Below are 23,209 nucleotides of genomic sequence, written 5' to 3' on the forward strand. Positions count from 1 at the left end.
TAGCACTTTCCTTCATTGAGGAGCAAGTGGGCGGTGCGGCCGAGGACTGGGCCGAGTTCCATCCCGACGCAGTGAAGAAGTTGGAAGAATCGAAGGCCGCGGCGGATCTTGCGGAACGCGAGACATCAGCGGGCGATATTGAGACGTTCGGAGCGGAAGATGCGAATGATGAGAATTGAAGGCCAAGTGGCCGCGATTCTGAATGACCGCGAGCTGGTGATCAACCGCGGCGATGCTGACGGGGTCAAGGTTGGGATGATCTTCAGCGTGCTGAACAGGAAAGGGATCGACATCCTCGACCCTGAGACTCGCGAGCCTCTGGGGGACATCGAGTGGCCGAAAGTGCAGGTCAAGGTAGTCCGCGTCGATCCCGGGCTCTGTGTCGCGCGGACGTTCAAGAAGGTTCAGGTAGGTGGAGGGACCCTCGCTGACGCCTTCGGCGCGCTTTCGCGCAGCACCTACTCGCCACGCCGCACCGCGGTCCAGACATTCGCTGCCGACGACTTCGCCTTCCGTGACATTGATTCCGCCAAGTCATACGTCCAGGTAGGTGACGTAGCCGTTCAAGTGCCAGAGGCAGAGGAACCTGATCCCGAACACTAGAGGCGACCCTATTGGGATACGCCGCGGGACTTCGCAAGCAGGTGCCCGGGGCTTCTCGCGGAATCCGTGACACCGAGGCCCTGCATCCGCCACACTGAGTGCCATGGGATCAGCGTTGACCACCATCGGATTACCCGTCGCCCTCGGCATCATCATGCTGGGTCTCGGCCTCAGCCTCACACTCGCCGATTTCGCGCGGGTGCTGAAGCAGCCCAAGGCGGTGATCATCGCGCTGCTCTGCCAGCTCATCCTCCTGCCGGCGATCTGCTTCGGGCTGGTGCTGGCGTTCCAGCTGCCGCCGGTTCTGGCAGTCGGCATGATGATGCTGGCGGCATCCCCGGGCGGCACGACCGCCAATCTCTACAGCCACCTGTTCCGCGGTGACATCGCACTCAACATCTCGCTGACCGCCGTGAACTCGGTGATCGCCGTGATCACCCTCCCGCTCATCACGAACTTCGCGATCGCCTACTTCCGGCCGTTCGACGACACTCTCGGACTGCAGTGGTCGAAGGCGCTCGAGGTGTTCGCGATCGTCCTCCTCCCAGTCGCGCTCGGCATGATCGTTCGCCGGTTCTGGCCGAAGTTCGCCGATGGCATGGACAAACCGGTGCGCATCGCCTCGGTGATCATCCTGATCGTCGTGATCGCCGGTGCGGTGGCATCCAACTGGGCTCTCCTGGTCGCGAACTTCACCCAGCTCGCGCTGATCACCATCCTGTTCTGCGTCATCAGTCTCTCGATCGGGTTCCTCGTGCCTCGCTGGCTCCGCGTCGGGAAGCGTCAATCGATCGCCACGTCGTTCGAGATCGGTATCCACAACGCGACACTCGCGATCGTCATCGCGCAATCGGTGCTCGGCTCGGTGGAGCTGAGCCTCCCCGCGGCCGTCTACGGCGTGCTCATGTTCTTCATCGCCTTCGGGTTCGGCTTCCTCATCCGAGAGCGAGCTAGCGCCGGAGACGTGGCAGCGCCCTCCGCCACCTCGCAGGGTTCCTAGACTGGAGCGATGCGAGCGCTCACCGAAGCCGAAGTCCGGGCCTCGTTCGTCAATGCCGATGACGACGAGCTGCGGACCATGGAGATGCCCCACGACTTCGTGCTGGTCGACTGGGACTACCTCGACTTCTTCGCGTGGCGCGATCCGAGCGCTGCCAAGCGCGGATACGTGTTGATCCAGCACGACGGCGGGGTGGCGGGGGTCGTGCTCCGGGCATCCGAGCCGGCGCGCGGACGGTCGGGCATGTGCAACATCTGCCACACGATGCAGCCGGGCAATCAGGTCGCGTTGCTGTCGGCCCGCCGTGCGGGCGACGCGGGCCGTCGCGGCGACTCCTACGGCACCTACATCTGCGCCGACCTCTCCTGTCACGAGAACGTGCGCCTGGCGCATCCGCTCGCCCCGAACGAGGTGCGCTCGCCGGGGCAGGTCGACCTCCGTCTCGACGGCACGCGCCGGCGGATGGAGGCCTTCGTCTCGCGCGTGTGGGAGCACGTCTGATCGCGGTTACGCTGGACCCACCCGTCCCCTGCTCGAAGGAGAAGCCATGAGCGATGCCATCCTGTTCGCCGTCGAAGAGGGGATGGCCCGGCTCACGCTGAACCGCCCGGCCCGACTCAACGCCTTCAACGCCGACCTCGCCCACGCCTGGCGGGATGCGACGGCAGAAGCCACGTCGCGGGCGGATGTGAAGGCGATCCTCATCGATGCGGCCGGCCCGGCATTCTGCGCGGGTGGCGACGTGATCGACATGGCGACGACCATGGGCTCCTCGTCCGGCGCGGATATCACCGCGCTCGCCGAAGTGATCAATTCCGGCATCCGCTCGCTCACCGAATCGTCGGTGCCCGTCGTCGCGGCGGCCCACGGCACGACCGCGGGCGGCGGCCTCGGCATCCTCCTCTGCAGCGACTACGCCGTCGTCGGCTCGCGATCGCGGCTCGGTAGCCTCTACGCGAACATCGGACTCACGCCCGACCTCTCGGTCTCGGCGCAGCTCGCACGCGCCGTCGGGCAGCGACGGGCTCTGCAACTCGTGCTCCAGGACCGGCTCCTCACGGCACAAGAGGCGGTGGAGTGGGGACTGGCCGCCGAAGCGGTGGAGGGAGCGGATGCCGCGGCTGAGGCCGCGCTCGTGCGCGCCAGGGGCGAGGAGATCGCCCGCTTCTGGCTGGCGGGAGCCGCCGACGCCTACGGCCAGGCGAAGCGTCTGGTGCGCTCGCAGCCGGAGCGCTCCTTCGTCGAGCAGCTGAGCGAGGAGGCACGTTCGATCGGTGCGGCCATGGAGACTCCGGATGCTCAGGCGCGGGTCGCCGCATTCGCTGCGGCCTCCGCAAAGAAGGCTGTCTGACCGCTTCTGCACCGACAATTCATCGAGACGCTGTTTGAACAGTACGCAGACACACCGTGGCAAGCGGGTCTGCGCGTGGCAGGATGATGGCAACGCCGCTCAACGAGAGGATGGCCATGTCTCAGCCGGACACCACCGCGCATCAATCGACGCAGGGTGAGAAGAAGAATCTGTCGCTGCTCATCAGGGGTGCGATCTGGATCGCCATCGGTGCGCTGATCGCCGCCGCCCTCGTCTGCGTGGTCTGGGTGCTGATCGGCGACCAAGACGGTCTGATCGGCCGCGCCTTCCTGACGATCCTGCTGCTGGCCGCATTCGCCGGTATCGCGATCCTCGAGGCAGGCCTCGCGCCCAACCGGCCGGACTGGCTCGCGCTCGCGAGCATGGTCACCTGGATCATCGCCCTCCTCGTGGGAGCGGTCAAGATCTGGCTGCCCGAAGATGACGACTACTTCACCGGAGCCGAGCGCTTCTTCCAGCTGCTGCTGGTGATCGGCATCCTGCAGCTCGCGCTCCTGCACGTGCGGCTGTTCACGCCTGCGGCGCAGCGACACGTGACCACGTTCACGCGCATCATCTACATCGCGACGATCGTGTTCCTGGGCGCGCTCGTGGGCATGCTGATCTTCTTCCTCGCCTTCCCGCACAGCTTCGACTACGGCGAGCTGTACTGGCGCATCGTGGTCGCACTGACCATTCTCGCGGCCGTGGGCACGACGCTCGTCCCGCTGCTGAACGCTCTCTTCGCTCCGAAGAAGCCGCAGCAGGCGGCGCACGCCGTCTCCGCAGCGCCCGCTTGGCCGACGTATGCCGACGGCATCACTCCGCTGCCGGCGCTTCCCGACGGCAGCCCCGACTGGAACGCTTACTACACCGGATATCCGAGCGCGACTCCGCAGCCGCAGCAGGCTCTTGCGCAGGCGCCGGCGGTTCCGTTCCCCGTTGCGCCTGAGCCGGCAGCGCCGCAGTATGCGCAGCCGTTCGCACCGACCGCAGCGCCCGAGGTGCCGCCGGTACCCCAGGCGCCCGCGGCTCCGCAGGTTCCCGCCTTCGAGCCGCAGCAGGCGCCGCCCCAGAGCGATCTGCCGGCGTTCCCGCCGCCCCCGCCCGCACCGCAGCACCCCGCTCCGTGACCCTCGCTCTCGAGCTCAGAGATCTCGCGACAGAGATCGCTCGGGAAGCGGGTGAACTCGCGCACCGGCGACGCCGCGAGGGGGTGCACCTCGCCGCCACGAAGACGACGCTGGCCGACATCGTCACCGATGCCGACCGTGAGGTCGAGGCTCTCATTCGCGCGCGTATCGCCGAGGTCCGGCCCGATGACGGATTCCTCGGTGAGGAGTCGGAAGCAGACGTCGGAGTCAGCGGCATCACGTGGGTCGTCGATCCGATCGACGGGACCGTGAACTACGCCTACGGGATGCCCGCGTACAACGTGAGCATCGCTGCGGTACGAGGGACGCCGGATCCGCAGTCGTGGGAGGCGCTCGCCGGCGTGGTGCACGCCCCGGCGCTCGGCGAGATCTTCACCGCGGCTCAGGGGCACGGCGCCTGGTCGGGGGAGACTCGACTCGCCGTCACCACCGACACGCCAGCCGGCGCGCTGCTTGCGACCGGGTTCGGGTACGACCCCTCGACGCACGACGGCGACCTCGCCACCGTGCGCCGCGTGATGCCCATGGCGCGCGACCTGCGCCGCTCCGGGTCGGCCGCGCTCGACCTCGCCTACGTCGCGGCAGGTCGGCTCGACGGGTACTACGAGCGCGGGCTGAAGCCGTGGGACTTCGCGGCGGGAGCACTGCTCGTCGAGGAGGCGGGCGGGCTGGTTTCGCGCCTCGAGGTCGACTCGTCACGGCCGATGCTGATCGCAGGAGGGCGTGCCGTGCACGCCCGCCTGCACGGCATCCTGAGCGAGAAACGCTGACCGATTCATGGCTTTCCCAGGCGAATACCGGTAGTGTTTATCCGATCGTTACTTTCGCCACCCGAAGGCGAGAGTTGAAGTTTGCGCCCCCCCGAGCTGACGCACGACCGAGAGATTAGATTTTTGCCCTTCGAGAATCCCCAGGCTGCCTCTGCGCCCACGCGCCGGTCCAGCCGACTCCGCACCACGGCCCCTGAGGCCCCCGCGGCGGGAACGACGGAGTCCGTCTTAGCAGTCGAATCCGTCGTCGCCATTGCCGCCGTCGCCCCTCTTTCCCGCCGCGCGGCCCGCCAGCGCACGACCGTCGACGCCCCGACCGTGGAAGCTCCCGTAGCCCCGCTCGATGAGGCGACGAACGACGCCATCGCTGCAGATGTTCCCGATGCATCGCTCGACACCGACAAGGTCGAGGCGCTCGTCGAGGTTGCCGCGGCAGACGAGCCCGTTGAGACCGACGAGCCTGTCGAAGAGCCTGCAGCCCCGGCTGAGCCCGCCGCCGAGTCGCGTACCGACGACGCCGACGCATTCGACCGCGCATCACGCGCGTTCCGAACCACTGGGCCGGTACCGACGGCATCCGCTGAGCCGGCTGCGGAGCCCGCTCCCGCCGAAGATGCCGAGCCGGTCGCATCGGCCGCTCACGTTCCCCCGCGTCGTCCGCGTAACGCCCGCAAGCTGCTCACCGTCGGCGCGACCGTCGGCGTGATGAGCCTCGCCGGTCTCCTCGCGGTCTCCATGACGCTTCCCGCAGAGGCCGTCGCCGCGGTGCAGGGCTCGCCGATGGCAGCGACCTCGCTGGTCACGGCATCCGACTCCACCACCGCCGGCACGAGCGACGACGAGATCCAGGCGTTCGTCGCCCCCGCGGGCGTCGAGAGTGAGTCGCTGGCTCGCGCCGACGACTTCAGCACCGTCTCGCTCGTGCAGGTCGCTGCCGAGCAGGGCATCAACTACTCCAACGAGGTCTTCACAAATGACCCCGATGCGGCCATCCAGTGGCCCTTCCTGGTCGGCGTGGGAATGAGCTACGGCTACGGCATGCGCAGCGGACGCCTGCACGAGGGCATCGACTTCGTGCCCGGCAACGGCGCTCCCGTCCAGGCCATCGCCGACGGCACCGTGCGCATCGCGACCGAGCAGGGCGGCGCCTACGGCGTGACCGTCTACATCGACCACGTGATCGACGGATCGGTCATCACGAGCCATTACTCGCACATGCAGTACGGCTCGCTGCAGGTCAAGGCCGGCGACACCGTGAAGGTCGGCGACATCGTCGGCAAGACCGGCAACACGGGCCGCTCCTACGGCGCTCACATGCACTTCGAGCTCATCGTCAACGGTTCGACGATCGATCCGCTGCCGTGGCTCCGTGAGAACGCGGGTCGGTACGAGTACTGACCGGCCTTGATTTCATGAGGACGCCACTGTGATGGTATTCTCGTGTGGTTGCCCCGAGAGGGGCAGCACGCCCCGATAGCTCAGTGGCAGAGCACTTCCATGGTAAGGAAGGGGTCGTCAGTTCAATCCTGACTCGGGGCTCGCAGCATTCTTCTCACACGCGGATGGATGCCTCGCGGCAGGGTAGCTCAGCTGGTTAGAGCGCACGACTCATAATCGTGAGGTCGCGGGTTCAAGCCCCGCTCCTGCTACAGATCAAGACCCCGGTTCGCCGGGGTTTTTCTGTATCTCGGGGGAGGGCCGGTTTAGCCGAAGGTGTAGCCATGTGCGAGTCTGCGGCGGCCATTGCTCGACACAGATGATCGCTAGCCCCTGTCGGTACCCTCGCGTTACACTTGAGGCACGGCGGGCAGTAGCCCTCGGAGCCTGGCAGTCTTCCGGACGGTAGACGAGCCAGGCTCACGTGTTTCTAGAGCCGGATGACCCGCGACTCGACGATCGTCTCGACCCGGCGTATCCAGTCTCCGCCATTCGAATAACACCAGGCGACGGCGTCGCTCACCCAGAGCAGCGGATGCTCGTGAGGCGCGACGTGCCGGTACTGCAATTCTGATGATCCGGCGCGACGGATCGCTTCGGCGATCAGCCGACGGTCCGCGCGCCCGAGAGACTCGTCTCGTTCGATGACCAACTGTGCCACGCCGCCGTTGACCGCCTCCGCTACGAGTGCCCCAAGAGACATCGGTCGAGCCTCCTTGTCAGGTCTCTGTTTCACAATCCAAACGGAGACTCGCACATCGAGCGCGCACATGCTCGAGAGGATCTGTCGTCGCCGGCTGTCGCTCTCGCTCTTGAAGTGGATACGCCGCTGGCCTGGCTTGAGAAGGTCGCGGAGGGCTCGCTCGGACACGCGTAGGTCTCCGATTGCAGATGCGGTCGCGACAACGTAGTATCCCCGTGCCTTGGATTCGTCGACGTAGACGCGGTCGGCTGGGCGGAAGATCACGGGTCAACCAGCCCCGCTCCTGCTACAGATCAAGACCCCGGTTCGCCGAGGGTTTTCTGTACCTCGATGCGGATCGGACGGGGGCGCCCGCCCGCCGCGCTGTCACGCGTCGAGCAGGAAGTCCGCCATCAGATCCTGCACGGCCTCGACCATGTCCTCGCCGTTCGCGGTCGGGCAACCGAGAGTCTGGGCGGCGGCGATGAGCGGGGTCACGCCATGGCCGGCGATGACGTCACCGACGAACATCGACGACGCCAGTAACGAAGTGTCGACCGGGGACGGGTCGCCCTTCTGCAGACCGAGCGGGGTGGCATTGAAAACAAGATCGAATCCCGTCGGATCTCCTGGACCCGCACTGATTCGACCTCCACTGACATCGCGGAGGCGGTCGATCAGTTCCTCCAACCGCGGCCGGTCGGTGTCGTGCACGACGAGTTCGGCGACCCCGGCATCGAGGAGGGCGTGAGCGATCGCGCTGCCGGCACCGCCCGCCCCAATCAGAAGCGCCCGCGCACCCTCGACCTTCGCACCGTGATCCTGTTGTGCCTTCACGAACGCCAGGCCGTCGAGCATGTCGCCGTGCCAGGTGCTGTCGGGGTTGCGCCGAATCACGCTGACGACACCGAACAAGCTCGCGCGCGGCGAGCTCGTCGCGCAGTAGTCGAAGGCGGCGAACTTGTGCGGCATCGTGATGAGGAGACCGTCGACGTTCTTCGCAGCAGTGAGGCCGGCCATGACGACCTCGAGATCGTCCGCGGCGACCTCCAGCGGCACGCAGACGCCGTTGTGCCCGCGCTCGCCGAGGGTACGAGTCAGCCAGACCGGCGACTGAACGAACGCGACCGGGTCCCCGACGATCGGGTACAGCCGAGACGCTCCGTTGAGGTGACTGGACATCTTCTGCAGCCTTTTGTGAGGGGGTGGAAGGGTATACCGACCTTAGAGCGAGTTCCGGTACCTCGTCGCGAGCTCTGAACCGATGTTGCCGCCCATGATGCGCATTTCGATCCCGGCGAGTTCGTCGATGAGGTCTTCGGATTCCAGCCCGGGGAGGCAGACGATCTCCTCGTGGGAGAACGCCAGCCACATGGCCTGGGCGACGTTCTCGGGCGTCATCGCCTGCGGTACGTTCGAGGCGCCCCCGTTCCATTCGGACGAGACCAGCCCCGGGCACACGACGGTGGCGTGCACGCCAGTGCCGGACATCTCAGCCGCCAGCGCACGGGTGAACGCGATCATCCCTGCCTTCGCTGCGACGTACAGCGTTCGCTGCGGCAGTCTCCGTCCGGAATCTGCAGGCGCGGCAGGAATCCCCGCGCTGAAGCCGAGATTCGAAGCGACCGTGATGATTCCGCCGCGGCCGCGCTCCAGCATGGCGGGAAGGGCCGCCCGCGCCAGCACCGGTGTGGCGTCCGCATTCAGCGTCCACGCTCGCTCCAGCGCTTCGGGCGCGAGATCGGCGAACGGTCCGTATGCGCTGATGCCGGCGTTCGACACCACGACGTCGATGTCTCCGGCGCCCGCGCGTTGTGCGGCGCGCTCGAGCCCGGAGCGCACCGAGAGATCCGCTGCCAGGATCTCCGTCGAGGCCCCGAATCCGGCGAGGTCTTCGGCGAGAGCGGCGAGGCGCTCCTCGCGGCGAGCGACGAGAACGAGGTCGTATCCCTGCTGCGCGAAGACAGCAGCGGCAGCTGCGCCGATTCCGGAGCTGGCGCCGGTGATGAGGGCAATCGGTCGATCCATGAGGGATCCAATCCATGAGAGGTATCAACTAGTTGATACCAGTAAAGCATGTATAGTCGGGTTGTGGCTGAAGAATCTCACTCCTCTGACCCGTCGGACCCCCGCGTCCGGATCGTCTGGGCGCTCCGCCGAGCGGAGCTCGCTGTCCAGAACCTGAAGGAAGGGCAGCTCCGCCCCCTGGGAATGACGGCATCGCACTATGCGCTTCTGATGTCCATCGACGCTGAGCCCGGCCTCGCCGGCGCCACACTCGCTCGCCGGCTGAATGTGACGCCCCAAGCCGTGGCCTCCCTCGTCGCCCGCCTTCTCGAACGCGGTCTCATCGAACGCCGATCTCATCCTCGTCATCCGCATGTCCGCGAGCTTCACCTCACGGCCGAGGGGCGCGATCTGCTCGGACGGGCGGACATCGTGATGCAGGGCATCGAGAGCCAGGTCGAGGGCCTGCTCGGCGCAACGCAGGCGGCAGAGCTGCGACGGATGCTCGAACTGCTTGCCGGCTCGCTCTCGGCGAACCCGGATGACGAGGAGGAAACCGCATGATGGACATCGACGCGCTGTACACGGCCTTCGAGATCGACAGGCGAGTCGCCGAAGCGAAGTACGTCGGCCAGATCGTCACGGTCGAGGGGGTCGTCCTCCGTGCAGGTGAGAGCATGTTCGCCACGCCTGCCGTCGAGGTCTCCGAACGACCGGACGGGGAGCTTCGCGCTGTTTTCGTCCTGCCTTTCGACCGGAAGATCGACGAGTCGTTCCGACAGCTCGAAAGCATCCGGCGTGGCCAGCGGATCGCCGTCGCCGGCGAGCTGCGAATGGTCTCCGACCCCGGCGGCGTGCTGGTGTTCAAGAACTGCGAGATCCTCGAACCCGAGAGGATCGCGCCCTAACGCGAGGCGGCGAGACGATCCCAATTGCCGTGCGCGAAGGCTTCGCGATCCGCGGACGACGACGGCAGGCTGTCGATGAAGTTCCGCGCGTCTGCACCCGGCCGGTACTGGTAGGGGAAGTCCGTCGAGAAAAGGATGCGTTCAGGGCCGACAGCATCCACCGCTCGCTGCAGGTAGGCATGACTGAACATGCCGCTGGCCGTGAGGTAGAGGTTCTCCCGCACATACTGCGCGATCGGGTGCTCCCTGCCTGCGACGCGGTCGAGCATGGCGAGTCGCTCGAGATAGAAGAGCACGACTTCGCCCCAGTGCCCGAGGATCACCTGGAGTCGTGGGAAACGATCGAAGACCCCGCTCAGGGCGAGTCGCAGGAACTGGATGCCCGCGTCGTAGTGCCAGCCCAGCCCGAAAGTGGCGAATGCGAGGTCGGTCGCGGGGTCGGCGAAGCCGCTGTAGTAGGCGTTCCGAACCGCTGCCGTCGGTATCTGCGGATGGATGAGCAGCGGCACGCCGAGCGCCTCCGCTGCTTCGAAGGTCGGCCAGAACCTTCGATGGTCGAGGTTGTCGTCCCCAACCCTTCCGTACACGATCGCGCCTCGGAAGCCCAGTTCGTCCACACATCGCTGCAGTTCCTGAGCAGAGGCCTCCGGCGTCGCCACCGGCAGCGCCGCGAGCGCCTGGAACCTGTCGGGCCGGTCGCCGACGACCCCCGCAGCAAGGTCGTTCGCTCGGCGCGCGAGGTCGACACTCGCTCTTCCGAGGTTGTTCACGCCGGGGGTCGTGACGGAGAGGACCTGAACGTCCACGCCGGTCTCATCCATCAGCTGGAGGCGTCCTGACCCCAGATCGGCGAGCCGTTCGCCCACCGAACCCCCGTTCAATCCGAGTGTTCCGTCGTCGCCGCCCGGCGAGGTGCGCCACGCAGCGAGCACCTCGCCGGGTAGGAAGTGCTCCTCGATTCCGATGATCTTCACGGCGGCCTCAGAACGTCAGTCGCACGTCGAAAGCGCGGATCGCCGGCGGACCGTCGAACAGGCTCACGAGACGATTGGCGCCCTCGGGCGTCTGCCGCCACGCGAGATACGCGTCGTAGGCCTGCTCGGATTCCCATGTCATGTCGACGATCAGTCGCGACGGGTCTCGATGATCCTGGAGCACGCGGACGCTCTCGTTGCCGCTGAACGCGGCCGTCTGTGAGAGCGTCTCCCGCAGAATCTCGGTGACGAGCGAATCATCCGCGGTCACCGCGAACTCCAGATGAATGATGACGGACATCGTGCCTTCCTTCTGTCGTGCTATCGGTTCAGAACTCGAGAATCAGGCGTCCTCGAAGCCCGCCACGTTCGAGTCGCTCGTGGGCGGCGGCGGCTTCGACGGCCGGGTACACATCGGCGACGCGGGTCGTCAGCTCGCCTCGTGCCACCGCATCGACCAGTCCCTGAATCGCATCGTGCCGTGTCGACGACCTCATCACGTAAGAGAAGAAGGGCGTGATCCCGCGGATCTGTTCGGCGTCGTTCGGCAGGAAGTAGGCGATCTGTCCACCGTCGCGAACGGCTCCGAGGACGGCGCCGCCGAGGGTGGCACCGTCGCCGAGTGCGTCCGCGCCCCGGCCACCGGTAGTGGCGATCACATCGCCGACGAAATCTGCGCCGCGTCGCACGACGTGCGTGGCACCGAGCCGAGTGACCAGCGCCCGGTCCTCGTCGGTCGCATCGGCGATCACCACCAGGCCCCGTCTCGCTGCCAGTTCGACCAGGTAGCCCCCGACGGCTCCGGCTGCTCCGGTGACCGCGAAGGTCGCTCCGGTCGGTAGATCGAGGTTCTCCAGGGCGATCTCCGCCGTGAGTGCGTTCGAGAGGAACGACGCGGCTGCGGCCGTATCCTTCTCCGCGTGCGTGCCGGCGACTGATCGGGAGGGGAGCACGATGCACTCGCTGTAGCCGCCGTGAGTGCCGGACGGCACCACGAAGCCGGTGACGTGGTCACCGATCGCGAGGTCGAAGTCTTCCGCCTGATCCGGTCCGATCGCCTCGATCGTGCCGGCCACATCCATCCCCGGCACGACAGGATGCGACGCGTCGACGTCGATCCCCGCGAAGGCACCCGTCCGGATGATCGCGTCGACCGGGTTGACCGCTGCGAAGCGGACCTTGATCAGGACCTCGCCTTGGCCGGCCTCGGGCCGGGGGAGTTCGAGGGGATGCAGCACCTCGGGCCCGCCCGTGTGTGTGAAGCCGATTGCCTTCATGAAAGTCTCCTTGTCTGTTTCGTCATCACGAGTTCGAGAGCATGCCGAGAACGTCGCGGTAAGACCCGTTGGCCTCGGCATAGCGGAAGAACTTCACGTTCTCGACGAGGATCTGTTCCGCGTCGGGCTGCGTCTCCAGCAAGGTCATGGTCTCGTTCAGGAACGCGTCCAACGGCATCGCCTGGTCACTGTCCTGCATGCCCATGAGCGTCGTCCGCACCGCGGGCGGAGCCAACTCGATCACCTGGATAGAGGTGTCGGAAAGCTGTGCGCGCATGCTGTCCGTGAAGGAATGGATGGCGGCCTTCGTCGCGCTGTAGGTCGGGGTGGCAGGCAGAGGGACGAAAGCAAGGCCGGAGGACACTGTCACGATCGTGGACTGCTCCTGCTGTGCCAGGAAGGGGATGAAAGCGGCGACAAGTCGGATCGGTCCGAGGAGGTTGGTCGTGACCGTCCGCTCCGCCGTCGTCAAGAAGTCGGGGGTGTGGAGGTCCTCAGGAAGCATGATCCCCGCCATCGTGATGAGCACGTTGAGGTCGGGGTGCTCGCGGGTGACCTGCTCGTAGGCCGCGGTGATCGACTGGGGATCCGTGGTGTCGATCACGACAGTGCCGAGCTCAGGGTTCTCGGATGAGATCTGATCGAGCAGCTCGGTGCGTCGACCTCCGACGATGACCTTGTTGCCGGCCTGTTGGAATCGGAGCGCGAGCCCCAGGCCGATTCCCGAGGTCGCCCCGGAGATGAAGATGGTGTTTCCCGTGATGTTCATTCCAGCAATCTCGCATTCCGACGGAGAAGTGACCAGGGGAGGGAAAATGTCCCCTCAGCGCGACGGCCGGAACGGGGCATGATGGCTAGGTGGCAGCTGATGTGCGTTGGAAAGAGCTCGGGGACTTCTTGCGTGCCCGGAGATCCGAACTCGACCCTCTCGACTTCGACCTGGAGGTCACCGGGAAAACGCGACGAGTCTCCGGCTTGCGCAGGGAGGAGGTCGCGAAGCTCGCGTCGATCAGCACCGACTACTACACGAGGTTGGAGCGCGGCAGGTTGCCCGCCTCCGGCCCTGTCCTCACCGACCTCGCGCGAGTCATGAGGCTCGGCGACGATCACCGTGCGTATCTGTTCGGCTTGGCCCGCAAGTTCGCCGCCGACCCTGCTCGTCCGCCCCGCCAGATCGTGCACACCCCGCTGCAACGAGCTCTCGATGACCTCTCCACGACCCCGGCGTTCGTCCTCGGGCGCCGCACCGAGATCATCGGCTGGAACCAGTTGGGGGCCGCGCTGATCACGGACTTCGCAGCGATTCCCGAGCCGCAGAGACACTTCATTCGACTGCTCTTTACCGACCCCGCAATGCGCACCCTCTACGCCGACTGGCCAGGTGTCGTGCAGCTCGCGATCGCTCAGCTGCGGATGGACAGCGCGCGCTATCCGGACGACCCGCAGCTCGCCGACCTCGTGCGCGAGCTCTCTGACGAGGCCCCCGAATTCGCCCGGCTCTGGTCCACGCACGAAGTGGCGAGCCGCGGCACCGGTTCCAAAGAGCTCCATCATCCTCGCGTCGGGACGCTCATCCTCGATTGGGAGATCCTCTCTTCCGCGCAAGACCCGGATCAACTCATCGTCGTCTGGACGGCCGAGCGGGGGTCGCGCTCCCATGATCGGCTCGTGGCGCTCGCCGAGCTCATCGACGATGCGAAGGCGGATCGGTCCGACGACTGAGTCATCGCATCAGGAGGTCGACGATGGCGTCTCGAGCGGTGCGCGCCTCGGGGATCGGCATGAGCATCCAGTCGTGCAGCATGCCGCTCATCTCGACGAGACTCACCGTCGTTCCCGGCGCATTCGTCGCGAGGTCAGCGAAGCGGCGCGCATCCGGATTCATGATGTCGCGCGTCCCAGTGAAGACGCTCACATCTCCGAGCCTCGCGAGGTCGGAGACCATCGGGTTAGCCGCAGGATTCCGGATGCCGGCGTCGCCTGCGTAGAGCTCGCCCAGTTCACGCAGATGGTCTGCCCGAAGGAGCGGATCCCGAGGTGCGACCGTCGCGATCTCCGGATGGGACAGCGTCAGATCGAGATGCGGGGAGAGGAGCACGGAGACGTCGGGCCGGCGTGCGCCAGGACCGAGCGATCGGAGGAGATTCAGCGCCATCGTCGCCCCGGCCGAATCGCCCAGCAGAGCCACCGGTTCCCCGTCTTCGAGCGACGCCCAGATCTCCTGCAGCACGGGAATGACGTCGTCGTGCGTGACGCTCGGCACGAGAGGGAAGATCGGGACCACGAATGTGCGTCCGGTGCGCTCCGCGAGCTCTGCGATGAACGTCCAATGGCCCGTTCGTATCTCTGCTGCCCAGGCGCCGCCGTGGAGGTAGAGGGCGCGCGCAGATCCGCCGGAGCGCGGCGCCACGTGGAAGACGGGCCATCCGAGGATCTGCTCTTCTGTCACACGCAGGCGGCGGACAACCGCACGTGGAGGAGCGTAGTCGCTTGCCTTGGAGGGAGACCCGGTGAATCGGGCCGGATGGAACTGCTTCTCTCTGACGCCTGACATGCTCATGATCGACGCGAGTACGCGGCTCCTCACGCTCGGCGTCGCTGTCTCGAGGGTCGATGCGGTGGGGTTCATGATGCTCCGTTTCAGCGACGGTGATCGTCGCATCATGTACGCTAAACCTTGACATCAGTGTCAAGGTCAAGGGGCATTCATGAGAATCGGTGAGGTCGTTCAGCGCACGGGGGCCACCGCGCGTTCACTTCGGTACTACGAGAAGTTGGGACTCATCGCGTCTGAGCGTTTGTCGAACGGCTACCGTGACTACGACGAATCGACCGTGAGCGCGGTGTCGATCATCAAGTCTCTTCTGGGGCTCGGCTTCTCGACAGCGGTGATCGCGGATGTGCTCGACTGCGAGGCCGGAGGTGAAGCGAGCGATTGCGCATCCGTCCGGAGCCGGGCGAGTGAGCTGAAGAATCAGATGGAGGCCCAGGCAGAGGAACTGCTCCGGCGCCGCGATGCGCTCGCGGCGTCGCTCGATCACACACCAAGCCGAGTGCCCGCTGACCTCAACGCCTCGATTGCCACCGCGAGCACGACCTGACTGTGATCGAGACGCGCGTCTCGATCGGCTCAATCCCTCTCTCGGTTCCTGCTGTGCGTTTCGCCCTCGCCCAGCACACGCGAGAACGGTGTGAGCAGATCGCCGCCGCGGCGCTGAGTGCCGCCACCGCGAGGGACGCGCGTGCCGCCGTCCTCGAAATCGCCGACAGTCAGGTCGTGAGCGCGCTCGCGCTCCGCTGAGGAGCGCCGAGGGGTGTACTGACAGAGCATGTCTTGCGTATCCGCGAGATCGTACGCTCTGGAATGACGGATGGAAAGAGGAGAACACATGGACGCGCTCGAAGGTGTTGTTCTCATCGGTGCGGCGATTCTCGCCGCCTATGTCGTGGCACCACGGTTGCGGGTGGCCACTCCCGTCGTGCTCCTCGTCGTGGGAGTGCTGTTGGGTGTGCTCCCTCAGCTCCGCGCCACGATGATCCCGCCGGAGCTGGTGTTGCTGGTGCTTCTCCCGGTGCTGCTGTACTGGGAGAGCCTGACCACCTCGCTGCGCGAGATCCGTCACGGCATCGTGTCGATCTCGTTGATGAGCACGGCACTCGTCGTGGCGACCGCCGCGTCAGTCGCCGTTACCGCCCACGCGTTCGGAATCCCGTGGGGTCCGGCGTGGGTCCTCGGTGCTGCGGTCGCGCCGACCGACGCGACGGCGATCGCTGCCTTGAGCCGGATGCTCCCGAGGCGGCAACTGACCGTGCTGCGGGCGGAGAGCCTGATCAACGACGGAACGGCGCTGGTGATCTTCGGAGTGGCGGTCGGCGTCACCGTCGGCGAGCAGACGCTGACGCCGGGAGGTGTCGCCGGCCAGGTCCTGCTCGCTTACGGCGGTGGCGCGGCTGTCGGAGCCGCGGTGGCATGGGTGAACATCCAGCTGCGCCGACGGTTGGAAGATCCGCTCCTGGGCAACCTGGTGATGATCCTCGCGCCATTCGGTGCCTTCCTCGTCGCCGAGCTGATCCACGCCTCGGGAGTGATCGCGGTCGTCGTGAGTGGGCTGATCATGTCGCAGGCGGCGCCTCGGGTCATCCGCGCGCAGCATCGGAGCCAGGCCCTCGCCTTCTGGCCGCTGCTGACGTTCCTCATCAACGCTGTGCTGTTCGTCTTCGTCGGCATCGAGTTGCAGACGATCGGCGGCACATTCACCGGGCCCGAACTCGCCGCGGCTGTTGGCATCGTCCTGGTCGTCAGCGCGGTCGTGATCGCGACACGTTTCCTCTTCGTCTTCGGGTCCTTCGGATTCCAGCGCCTTCTCGCCCGGGTCACCGGGCGCGCGTCGTCGGTCGACGGAGCGCGCGTGCAGGTCATCAACTCCCTCGCGGGCTTCCGCGGGGCGGTGTCGCTCGCGGTGGCTCTGTCCGTCCCGGAACTCCTCGGTTCGGGAGCGCCCTTCCCCTCCCGGGACCTGATCGTCTTCGTCACGGGAGGTGTCGTGCTGATCACTCTGGTCGGGCAGGCACTCGCGCTTCCGTTCGCGGTTCGTGCCGCTCGTCTTCCCCCGGAGACCGATGTCGAGCGCGAGTTCAACCGGGCAGCGGTGACCACCCTGCAGGGTGCGCGGGACGCGATTCCGGAGCTGGCCGATCGAGTGGATGCGGGGGAGCCGGTGACCAGCTGGCTTCGCGAGGAGTATGAGACCTACCTCGGCAGCGCCCGCTCGAACTCGGACGAGGAGATCACCGATGTCGCGGCGCAACGCAATCGTGAAGGTTATGTGAAGCTGAGCCTCGCCCTGATCGAGCACCGACGTGACGGCGTCATCCGGCTGCGCGATGAGGGCGTCATCGATGACACGGTCCTGCGGCGCCTGCAAGCGGGGCTGGACCGCGAAGAACTCCGCCACCTCGACCCGGAACCCTTGGAGTAAAGGGGCGAACGACGACGGAGATCCATCAGCGGTCCTGAGGATCCGCCGCCGCGAGAACCGAGGCTCTCGCGGACGCGGGGGTCTTCACTCTTCGTCGGCGGACGCGGCAACGCGTGGAGTGATCTCGACCGTCGCGGCCTGCGGGCCTGCCTTGAGCATCGGCGGCAGGTAGCTGCTGCCAGCGTACTTGTTGCGATAGGCGGCATCGACGGCGTCTCGAACGCTCGCCTCTGCGGGCGCGAAGTCGACCTCGAAGAGGCTCTCTGCGGCGCTGATGCGGCCGGACCGCTGGCTCATGGCCGACTTGTACCAGCGGGAGTTCGTGCCGTTCCACGCGCGCACGAAGAGACGATCGTCGACCACGACTGACCAGATCCAGGTGAGGGTTCCATAGGTGGTTCCGTCGGCGCGGAACGGGGCGATGTGAAGGTCGTCGGTGGCCGCGATACGGCGGATGTCTGTTGCGGACCAGTGACTCATGATCTCAGTTCTCCTTCTCGACGATGTTCTTCAGGACGGTCATCGCCGCCATTCCGTTCGGCCAGCCGGTGTAGAACGCGAGCTGCAGGATCGCTTCCTTGAGTTCGTCGTCGGTGACGCCGTTCTGGCGTGCGTAGTCCAGGTGGAAGACGAGCTGATCCGTCTTCCCCAGCGCGGTCAGCGCCGAGATGGTGACCAGTGAACGGTCGCGCTTCGCCAGGGCTTCGCGTTCCCAGACCTCATCGAAGAGGATCTTGTCGGTGTAGTGGACGAGCCCCGGGGCGAAGTCCCCGAATGCCTTCTGCCCGCCGGTCCATCCAGTGTTCTGTTCAGCCATGGGTTCTCTCCTTCGTGGTGCTATCGATGATCGGAGTGTGTGCCGCCGTCAAGCTCACCCTCACCGGGCGCGCGCGAGGAAGTCTCTGCTGTGACGTGTACTGACGGGGTATCCCACGACGGACGCGCCCCGGCGTAACGTCGAGGTCGTGGACAACAAGAGCGAGGTCCGAGAGTTCCTCACCTCACGGCGAGCGCGGCTCACCCCGGAACAGGCCGGGGTCACCGGAGGCGGGTATCGCCGCGTCTCGGGACTGCGCCGAGGTGAAGTCGCGACACTCGCCGGAGTCAGCGTCGAGTACTACGCCAAGCTCGAGCGGGGCAACATCTCCGGCGCGTCCGAGTCCGTCCTGCACTCGATCGCTCAGGCCCTGCAGTTGGATGACGCCGAGCGCGCGCACCTGATGGACCTCGCCCGTGCCGCGCAGAGCCCGATCGCTGCCAAGCCTCGGCGTCGCGCGGGCGCCAAGACGGGCGGAATCCGCCCCTCGATGCAGCTGGTTCTGGACGCGATCGACGGCGGCCCCGCGCTCATCCGCAACGGACGGATGGACATCCTCGCGACGAATGCGCTGGGCCGCGCTCTGCATACCCAGACGTTCGAGAGCCCTGGCGACGGCAACATCGCCCGCTACACGTTCCTCGACCGCCGGGCCGACGACTTCTACCCGAACTGGGCGACCGCCGCTGACATCGTGGTCGCGATCCTCCGAACCGAGGCAGGACGAGACCCTTACGACAGGGCTATCCAGGACCTCGTGGGAGAGCTCTCGACCCGCAGCGACGAGTTCCGCATCCGGTGGGGCGCGCACAACGTCCGTCAACACGGCGCGGGGACGAAGTCCTTCATCCATTCGGTCGTCGGCGAGCTCTCCTTCACCTACGAAGACATGCAATTCGTGCAACAGCCCGGGCTGACGTTCCTGATCTACGCGGCCGAACCTGGTTCGGCCACCGAAGAGCGGATACGCCTGCTCGCCAGCTGGCAGGCCACGAAGGATGCCGCGGACGCCGGCCAGGTCGTCGCGCACGCAGAAGAGCGAAAGGAATAGTCGGATGCACACCCGCACACTCGGACAGGGACTCCAGGTCTCCGCGATCGGTCTCGGATGCATGGGGATGTCGCAGAGCTACGGCCCGAACCCCGGCACTCGTGACGAGATGATCGGCGTCCTGCGCTCAGCCCTGGATCTCGGAGTCACGTTCTTCGACACCGCCGAGGTCTACGGACCCTACGACAATGAGGAGCTCGTCGGCGAAGCACTCGAACCGATCCGTGACCAGGCCACCATCGCCACGAAGTTCGGCTGGAAGATCGAGGGAGGCAAGAGCGTCGGCCTCGACAGTCGCCCGGAGCAGATCCGCCGCGTCGCCGATGCGTCGCTGAAGCGGCTTCGCACCGATGCCATCGACCTCTTCTATCAGCACCGTGTCGATCCCCAGGTCCCCATCGAGGACGTCGCCGGCACCGTCGGTGAGTTGGTGGCCGAAGGGAAGGTGCGTCACTTCGGACTATCGGAGGCTGCGGCGGAAACCATCCGACGTGCCCATGCCGTGTACCCGGTCACCGCGGTGCAGAGCGAGTACTCTCTGTGGACCCGCGACCCCGAAGCTGGGGTGCTCCCCACTCTCTCGGAGCTCGGGATCGGTTTCGTGCCCTTCAGCCCGCTGGGGAAGGGGTTTCTCACCGGCACCGTCGATTCCGCCACCGCGCTCGCCGAGGACGACATCCGACGCCGGGTACCGCGATTCGAGAAGGAGAACCTCGCGGCGAACCAGACCCTGGTCGACCACGTCAAGAGCCTCGCCACCGCGAAGGGCGCGACCCCGGGGCAGATCGCCCTGGCATGGCTCCTTGCGCAGCAGCCGTGGATCGTGTCGATCCCCGGCACTCGGCGTACCTCGCGCATCCAGGAGAATGCCGACGCGACCTCGGTCGGCCTCTCCGCCGATGAACTCGCCGATCTCGACACGCTCGCCGGTCGACTCGGCGTGCACGGAGACCGGTACAACGCGGTTCATATGGGGTTCGTCGACAACTGAGCGGGACGCTCCCGTCCGGCCATCCGGGAGGGCGGGTTCGGCAGCTGCGCATGCTCTGACGTGCGCACTCCGGAAGGAACTTGACTCTCAGCGCACCGCGCCGGCGGTGAGCCCTCCGACGAGCCAGCGCTGGAAGAACACCGCGGCGGCGAACACTGGGATCACCCCGATGAATGAGGCGGCGGCGATCTTGCCGAAGTGCGGCGTGCGGTCGCCGTAGAAGAGCGACAGCGCGACGGGGAAGGTCTGTGAGTCGACGCTCTGGGTGAGGAACGTCGCGAGGAGGAATTCGTTGTAGTTGAGAACCGCGACGATGATCCCGATAGCGACGAGGCTCGGCAGCAGCAGCGGCACGATCACCGACCAGAGCATCCGCACGTGCCCGGCACCGTCGATGCGGGCAGCTTCCTCGATTTCGACGGGCAGACGGCGGATGAAGCCCTCCAGCAGCCAGACAGCCACCGGGACGTTCACGAGTGCGTAGACGAGCGTGAGGCCCACGAGGGTGTTGTTGAGCCCGACGACCCGGAGCAGGGTGAGCAGCGGCACCACGGCGACGATCGGAGGCAGCAGCCACGGGCTCATCAGGGTGGCGGCCAGCGTGCGCCCGCCGGCCCGGTATCGCACGATCGCCCACGCCCCGGGCACTGCGAACGCCAGCGAGACGAGGGACCCGCCGAGCGCTGCGATGAGGGAGTTCAGGATCGACCGAGGGATGTCGGTCGCCAGGACGTCTCCCCAGTTGCTCCAGTGCGGATCCGCACTCCACAGAACACCGGCGACGGTCTCGTCGCGTCCCATCAGCGACACCGAGAAGAGGTATGCGAGTGGGACCAGAGTCACGGCGAGTGCCACGAACAGCACTGAGCTTGCCACCGGTCGTAGGCGGGTCCTCCGGTCAGTCATGTCGGGCCTTTCGTGCGTACGCCGCCGCACCGAGCGTGACGATCGTGACGACGACCGCGAAGACGATGGTGATCGCAGAAGCCCGACCGATGTCGAACTCCTTCAACGCAACCTGCTGGATGAGGTAGGTCGTCGTGGTGGATGCCTGCCCAGGACCGCCGGAGGTCATCACGAACACGAGGTCGAACACCTTCAGCGCGATCACGAGCCGGATGAAGAACGCGGCCGCCACGGTGCCCGCGATCGCCGGCCAGGTGATGTGGCGGAAGAGTCGCGGCCCGTGCGCGCCATCGAGCGCGGCTGCCTCGCTCACGCCGGCATCCTGCGTGAGCAGAGCGGCGTACACGAGGATCACGATGAGCGGTGTCCACTGCCAGACATCGGCGAGGCCGATCGCCGGGAGTGCCCACGCGGTCGTCGACAGCGGTGCGAGCGAGACATCGGGAAGCAGAGTCGCGAGTAGGCCTCCGCCGGGGTTGAAGACGAGCTTCCACAGCGTTCCCACCACCACCGGCGGCGTGATGAGGGGGAGTAGGAGCAGCGTCCGGACGACCGCCCCCGAGCGCGTCGCTCGTTCCAGCGCGACGGCGACGGCGACGCCGAGCACGACGCTCGTAATCGCCACCCCGAGTGCATACAGGACAGTGCGGACGAAGGATGCGACGACGTCTCCGTCGGCGAGGACGGACTCGAAGTTCGCTGTGCCGACCCATTCCTGGAACGGCCGCCCCAGCGTCGAGTCGGTGAACGCGGCGGCGAGGATGAACACCAGCGGATATCCGCCCAGCACGACGATCGACAAGATCGTCGGCACCGTGAAGAGCGTTGCGCGCCCGACCGCCCGCCGCGGCGCGGGGCCGGACGGGCGGGCGGATCGAACTCGTGTCCTGAAGGCTGCGTCAGCCAAGGATCTCTTCCCACTCGGCTTGCACGCGGTCGAGCGTCTCCTGGGCGGTGCCGCCTTCACCAGCGATGAGCTTCGCGAGTTCGTCGGTGAGGATCTGCGCGGCCTGCGAGGCGTTCTCCCCGGTCGGCCAGGCGAGCGAGCCACTGAGCGTCGTGCGGTTCACCCGCTGCAGGTCGGGGTACGCCTCTCCGTAGGCCGCGCTCTCGAGCGACGACTCACGGTTCGGGTCGATGCCGGTCTGCGGGTCGGCCACGATGAGCTCCGAGTTGACCTCGCTCGATGACGCGTACTCGATGAACGCCTTGGCCAGGTCGGTCTTTTGCGTGTTGGCTGCGACGACCCATGTGAAGCCGGCCACGAGCGACGCCCGCGCCTCGGTGTTGTCGCCGCCGACTGGGAGAGTCGTCACGCCCCACTTGCCGGCGACCTTGGAATCGGGGTTCGTCTCCGAACCCACCCCCAGGTCGGTCCAGTTCTCGATGAAGCCGACTTTGCCGTCGTACCAGGCGCCGTTTCCGACACCGAAGTCGGTCTCGGCCGCCGTCGGGAAGGCATAGGGGACCGCGTCGACCAGCGCCTGGGCCGCTGCCACAGCCTCGGGCGAGTTGATCGTCGGCTTGCCGTCCTCATCGACGAACTCGCCGCCGAAGCCGGCGAGGCGGTTCGCGTAGGCGGCGCCGAGGATCAGCGGCGACTTCTGGCCGAAGATCGCCGAGCCATAGACGCCCTCATCGCCTTCGTTCTCGGTGATGGTCTTCACGTCAGCGAGGTAGTCATCCCAGGTCGCGGGCGGCTCGGTGATGCCGTTCCGCTCGAGGATCTCCTTGTTGTAGAAGAGCACGTGCGTGTCGCCGTCGAACGGAAGTCCGTAGCGGCGGTCGCCGACCAACGTGTACGGGTCGTTGATCGAGGGGATGAAGTCGTCCTCCTCGAGCGACGGAGTCTCCTCGATCCAGTCGGTGAGGTCCTGGATCGAGCCACCCTCAGCGAGATCGCCGATCGACACGTACCAGGGAGCAGCGACGTCGAACGTGTTCGCGCCCGACTGCTGGTCGAGGGCGAGGGTCGAGCCGATCTCGTCGTAGGGCACGATCGTGAGCTTCAGCTCGGCGCCGGTCTCCTCCTCGAAGTGCTTCTTGAGCCAGTTGCCCGCACCCTCGTGGGAGGTGATGAGCAGAGCACTCAGAGTCTGCCCGGAGAAATCGCCGTCGCCGCCGTCACCGCCGGCCTCGGGAGTCTGCGTCGCGCATCCGGCGATGGCGATGGTCGCCGCGGCCAGAGCGGCGGCACCGAGGAGGACGCGGCGTCCGCGGCGGCTCGGAAGGAAAGACATGGGGGCTCCTCAGGCTTCGGGTCGGGGAAGCAGATCGGCGCTCAGGCTAGGGGCCGGGACAG

29 protein-coding genes and 2 tRNA genes are annotated in these 23,209 nt (G+C 66.5%); 18 read left to right on the top strand and 13 right to left on the bottom strand.

Features of this window, described 5'->3' with window-relative positions; translation table 11 throughout:
- Positions 1 to 26 precede the first annotated feature (26 nt).
- The 10 genes from V5D55_RS11010 (at position 27) to V5D55_RS11055 (ending at position 6,527) form a co-directional block, all read left to right on the top strand.
- Positions 27 to 179, top strand: a complete 153-nt coding sequence (locus V5D55_RS11010; protein WP_435742900.1) for a hypothetical protein — start codon at positions 27 to 29, stop codon at positions 177 to 179.
- Positions 180 to 186: 7 nt separating this feature from the next.
- Positions 187 to 603, top strand: coding sequence for a hypothetical protein (locus tag V5D55_RS11015; protein ID WP_435742902.1), 417 nt, complete (start codon positions 187 to 189; stop codon positions 601 to 603).
- Between the two features lie 103 nt (positions 604 to 706).
- The gene (locus V5D55_RS11020; RefSeq protein WP_435742904.1) at positions 707 to 1,603 is read left to right on the top strand and encodes a bile acid:sodium symporter family protein; all 897 of its coding nucleotides are present in this window, start codon (positions 707 to 709) and stop codon (positions 1,601 to 1,603) included.
- Between the two features lie 9 nt (positions 1,604 to 1,612).
- Complete coding sequence (locus V5D55_RS11025; RefSeq protein ID WP_435742906.1) at positions 1,613 to 2,104, top strand: FBP domain-containing protein; 492 nt, start codon at positions 1,613 to 1,615, stop codon at positions 2,102 to 2,104.
- 46 nt (positions 2,105 to 2,150) lie between these two features.
- Positions 2,151 to 2,954, top strand: a complete 804-nt coding sequence (locus tag V5D55_RS11030; protein WP_435742908.1) for an enoyl-CoA hydratase/isomerase family protein — start codon at positions 2,151 to 2,153, stop codon at positions 2,952 to 2,954.
- A gap of 116 nt (positions 2,955 to 3,070) precedes the next feature.
- Complete coding sequence (locus V5D55_RS11035) at positions 3,071 to 4,087, top strand: hypothetical protein (RefSeq protein ID WP_435742910.1); 1,017 nt, start codon at positions 3,071 to 3,073, stop codon at positions 4,085 to 4,087.
- A complete protein-coding gene (locus V5D55_RS11040; protein ID WP_435742912.1) occupies positions 4,084 to 4,878 on the top strand; it encodes an inositol monophosphatase family protein in 795 nt (264 codons plus the stop codon). Before V5D55_RS11035 ends, V5D55_RS11040 begins: the two co-directional genes overlap by 4 nt.
- Before the next feature lie 123 nt (positions 4,879 to 5,001).
- On the top strand, positions 5,002 to 6,276 hold the full coding sequence (locus V5D55_RS11045; protein WP_435742914.1) for a peptidoglycan DD-metalloendopeptidase family protein: 1,275 nt from the start codon (positions 5,002 to 5,004) through the stop codon (positions 6,274 to 6,276).
- A 69-nt stretch (positions 6,277 to 6,345) separates the two neighbouring features.
- Positions 6,346 to 6,417 (top strand) — tRNA-Thr (locus V5D55_RS11050).
- Between the two features lie 36 nt (positions 6,418 to 6,453).
- Positions 6,454 to 6,527 (top strand) — tRNA-Met (locus V5D55_RS11055).
- Between the two features lie 218 nt (positions 6,528 to 6,745).
- Here V5D55_RS11055 and V5D55_RS11060 read toward each other — a convergent pair.
- The 3 genes from V5D55_RS11060 to V5D55_RS11070 form a co-directional block, all read right to left on the bottom strand.
- Positions 6,746 to 7,282, bottom strand: coding sequence for a hypothetical protein (locus V5D55_RS11060; protein ID WP_435742916.1), 537 nt, complete (start codon positions 7,280 to 7,282; stop codon positions 6,746 to 6,748).
- A 102-nt stretch (positions 7,283 to 7,384) separates the two neighbouring features.
- Positions 7,385 to 8,179, bottom strand: a complete 795-nt coding sequence (locus V5D55_RS11065) for a shikimate dehydrogenase family protein (RefSeq protein ID WP_435742918.1) — start codon at positions 8,177 to 8,179, stop codon at positions 7,385 to 7,387.
- Positions 8,180 to 8,221: 42 nt separating this feature from the next.
- Positions 8,222 to 9,025, bottom strand: a complete 804-nt coding sequence (locus V5D55_RS11070; protein WP_435742920.1) for an SDR family NAD(P)-dependent oxidoreductase — start codon at positions 9,023 to 9,025, stop codon at positions 8,222 to 8,224.
- A 63-nt stretch (positions 9,026 to 9,088) separates the two neighbouring features.
- Here V5D55_RS11070 and V5D55_RS11075 point away from each other — a divergent pair, with 63 nt between their 5' ends.
- Positions 9,089 to 9,568: a MarR family winged helix-turn-helix transcriptional regulator gene (locus V5D55_RS11075; protein ID WP_435742922.1), complete on the top strand. Its 480-nt coding sequence runs from the start codon at positions 9,089 to 9,091 to the stop codon at positions 9,566 to 9,568.
- Positions 9,565 to 9,912, top strand: a complete 348-nt coding sequence (locus V5D55_RS11080) for an OB-fold protein (RefSeq protein ID WP_435742924.1) — start codon at positions 9,565 to 9,567, stop codon at positions 9,910 to 9,912. Before V5D55_RS11075 ends, V5D55_RS11080 begins: the two co-directional genes overlap by 4 nt.
- Here the strand turns inward: V5D55_RS11080 and V5D55_RS11085 are convergent.
- Genes V5D55_RS11085 through V5D55_RS11100 form a run of 4 tightly spaced genes read right to left on the bottom strand, consistent with a single transcriptional unit; the run spans position 9,909 to position 12,932 of the window.
- Complete coding sequence (locus V5D55_RS11085; protein WP_435742926.1) at positions 9,909 to 10,886, bottom strand: amidohydrolase family protein; 978 nt, start codon at positions 10,884 to 10,886, stop codon at positions 9,909 to 9,911. The genes V5D55_RS11080 and V5D55_RS11085 overlap by 4 nt on opposite strands.
- A 7-nt stretch (positions 10,887 to 10,893) precedes the next feature.
- Positions 10,894 to 11,187: a putative quinol monooxygenase gene (locus tag V5D55_RS11090; RefSeq protein ID WP_435742928.1), complete on the bottom strand. Its 294-nt coding sequence runs from the start codon at positions 11,185 to 11,187 to the stop codon at positions 10,894 to 10,896.
- Between the two features lie 28 nt (positions 11,188 to 11,215).
- The gene (locus tag V5D55_RS11095) at positions 11,216 to 12,163 is read right to left on the bottom strand and encodes an NADP-dependent oxidoreductase (protein ID WP_435742930.1); all 948 of its coding nucleotides are present in this window, start codon (positions 12,161 to 12,163) and stop codon (positions 11,216 to 11,218) included.
- Positions 12,164 to 12,188: 25 nt separating this feature from the next.
- Positions 12,189 to 12,932, bottom strand: a complete 744-nt coding sequence (locus tag V5D55_RS11100) for an SDR family oxidoreductase (RefSeq protein ID WP_435742932.1) — start codon at positions 12,930 to 12,932, stop codon at positions 12,189 to 12,191.
- A 101-nt stretch (positions 12,933 to 13,033) separates the two neighbouring features.
- On the opposite strand from V5D55_RS11100, the gene V5D55_RS11105 reads away from it, so the two are divergent.
- Positions 13,034 to 13,885, top strand: coding sequence for a helix-turn-helix transcriptional regulator (locus tag V5D55_RS11105; protein ID WP_435749287.1), 852 nt, complete (start codon positions 13,034 to 13,036; stop codon positions 13,883 to 13,885).
- 1 nt (position 13,886) lies between these two features.
- On the opposite strand, the gene V5D55_RS11110 is transcribed toward V5D55_RS11105, so the two are convergent.
- A complete protein-coding gene (locus V5D55_RS11110; RefSeq protein ID WP_435742934.1) occupies positions 13,887 to 14,792 on the bottom strand; it encodes an alpha/beta hydrolase fold domain-containing protein in 906 nt (301 codons plus the stop codon).
- Between the two features lie 79 nt (positions 14,793 to 14,871).
- Between V5D55_RS11110 and V5D55_RS11115 the strand changes: the two genes are divergently transcribed.
- From V5D55_RS11115 to V5D55_RS11125, 3 genes are all read left to right on the top strand, one after another.
- Positions 14,872 to 15,264, top strand: coding sequence for a MerR family transcriptional regulator (locus V5D55_RS11115; RefSeq protein WP_435742936.1), 393 nt, complete (start codon positions 14,872 to 14,874; stop codon positions 15,262 to 15,264).
- A gap of 2 nt (positions 15,265 to 15,266) precedes the next feature.
- Positions 15,267 to 15,464, top strand: coding sequence for a hypothetical protein (locus V5D55_RS11120; protein WP_435742938.1), 198 nt, complete (start codon positions 15,267 to 15,269; stop codon positions 15,462 to 15,464).
- An 88-nt stretch (positions 15,465 to 15,552) separates the two neighbouring features.
- Positions 15,553 to 17,142, top strand: a complete 1,590-nt coding sequence (locus V5D55_RS11125) for a Na+/H+ antiporter (RefSeq protein ID WP_435742940.1) — start codon at positions 15,553 to 15,555, stop codon at positions 17,140 to 17,142.
- 84 nt (positions 17,143 to 17,226) lie between these two features.
- Here the strand turns inward: V5D55_RS11125 and V5D55_RS11130 are convergent, their stop codons facing one another.
- Positions 17,227 to 17,622, bottom strand: a complete 396-nt coding sequence (locus V5D55_RS11130; RefSeq protein ID WP_435742942.1) for a DUF2255 family protein — start codon at positions 17,620 to 17,622, stop codon at positions 17,227 to 17,229.
- Between the two features lie 4 nt (positions 17,623 to 17,626).
- On the bottom strand, positions 17,627 to 17,959 hold the full coding sequence (locus V5D55_RS11135; protein WP_435742944.1) for a carboxymuconolactone decarboxylase family protein: 333 nt from the start codon (positions 17,957 to 17,959) through the stop codon (positions 17,627 to 17,629).
- Positions 17,960 to 18,107: 148 nt separating this feature from the next.
- Here V5D55_RS11135 and V5D55_RS11140 point away from each other — a divergent pair, with 148 nt between their 5' ends.
- On the top strand, positions 18,108 to 19,010 hold the full coding sequence (locus V5D55_RS11140) for a helix-turn-helix transcriptional regulator (RefSeq protein ID WP_435742946.1): 903 nt from the start codon (positions 18,108 to 18,110) through the stop codon (positions 19,008 to 19,010).
- 4 nt (positions 19,011 to 19,014) lie between these two features.
- The gene (locus V5D55_RS11145) at positions 19,015 to 20,001 is read left to right on the top strand and encodes an aldo/keto reductase (RefSeq protein WP_435742949.1); all 987 of its coding nucleotides are present in this window, start codon (positions 19,015 to 19,017) and stop codon (positions 19,999 to 20,001) included.
- 87 nt (positions 20,002 to 20,088) lie between these two features.
- Here the strand turns inward: V5D55_RS11145 and V5D55_RS11150 are convergent, their stop codons facing one another.
- From V5D55_RS11150 to V5D55_RS11160, 3 genes are all read right to left on the bottom strand, one after another.
- The gene (locus V5D55_RS11150) at positions 20,089 to 20,877 is read right to left on the bottom strand and encodes a carbohydrate ABC transporter permease (RefSeq protein WP_435742951.1); all 789 of its coding nucleotides are present in this window, start codon (positions 20,875 to 20,877) and stop codon (positions 20,089 to 20,091) included.
- A gap of 22 nt (positions 20,878 to 20,899) precedes the next feature.
- Entirely contained in the window at positions 20,900 to 21,721 is an 822-nt protein-coding gene (locus V5D55_RS11155; protein WP_435742954.1) for a carbohydrate ABC transporter permease, read from the bottom strand.
- An 85-nt stretch (positions 21,722 to 21,806) separates the two neighbouring features.
- Positions 21,807 to 23,147 carry an ABC transporter substrate-binding protein gene (locus tag V5D55_RS11160; protein WP_435742956.1) on the bottom strand — a complete coding sequence of 447 codons (1,341 nt, stop codon included), beginning with the start codon at positions 23,145 to 23,147 and terminating at the stop codon, positions 21,807 to 21,809.
- Positions 23,148 to 23,209: the final 62 nt, after the last annotated feature.

This window comes from Microbacterium sp. PMB16 (assembly GCF_051294855.1).
In the GTDB taxonomy this organism is placed as follows: Bacteria; Actinomycetota; Actinomycetes; order Actinomycetales; family Microbacteriaceae; genus Microbacterium.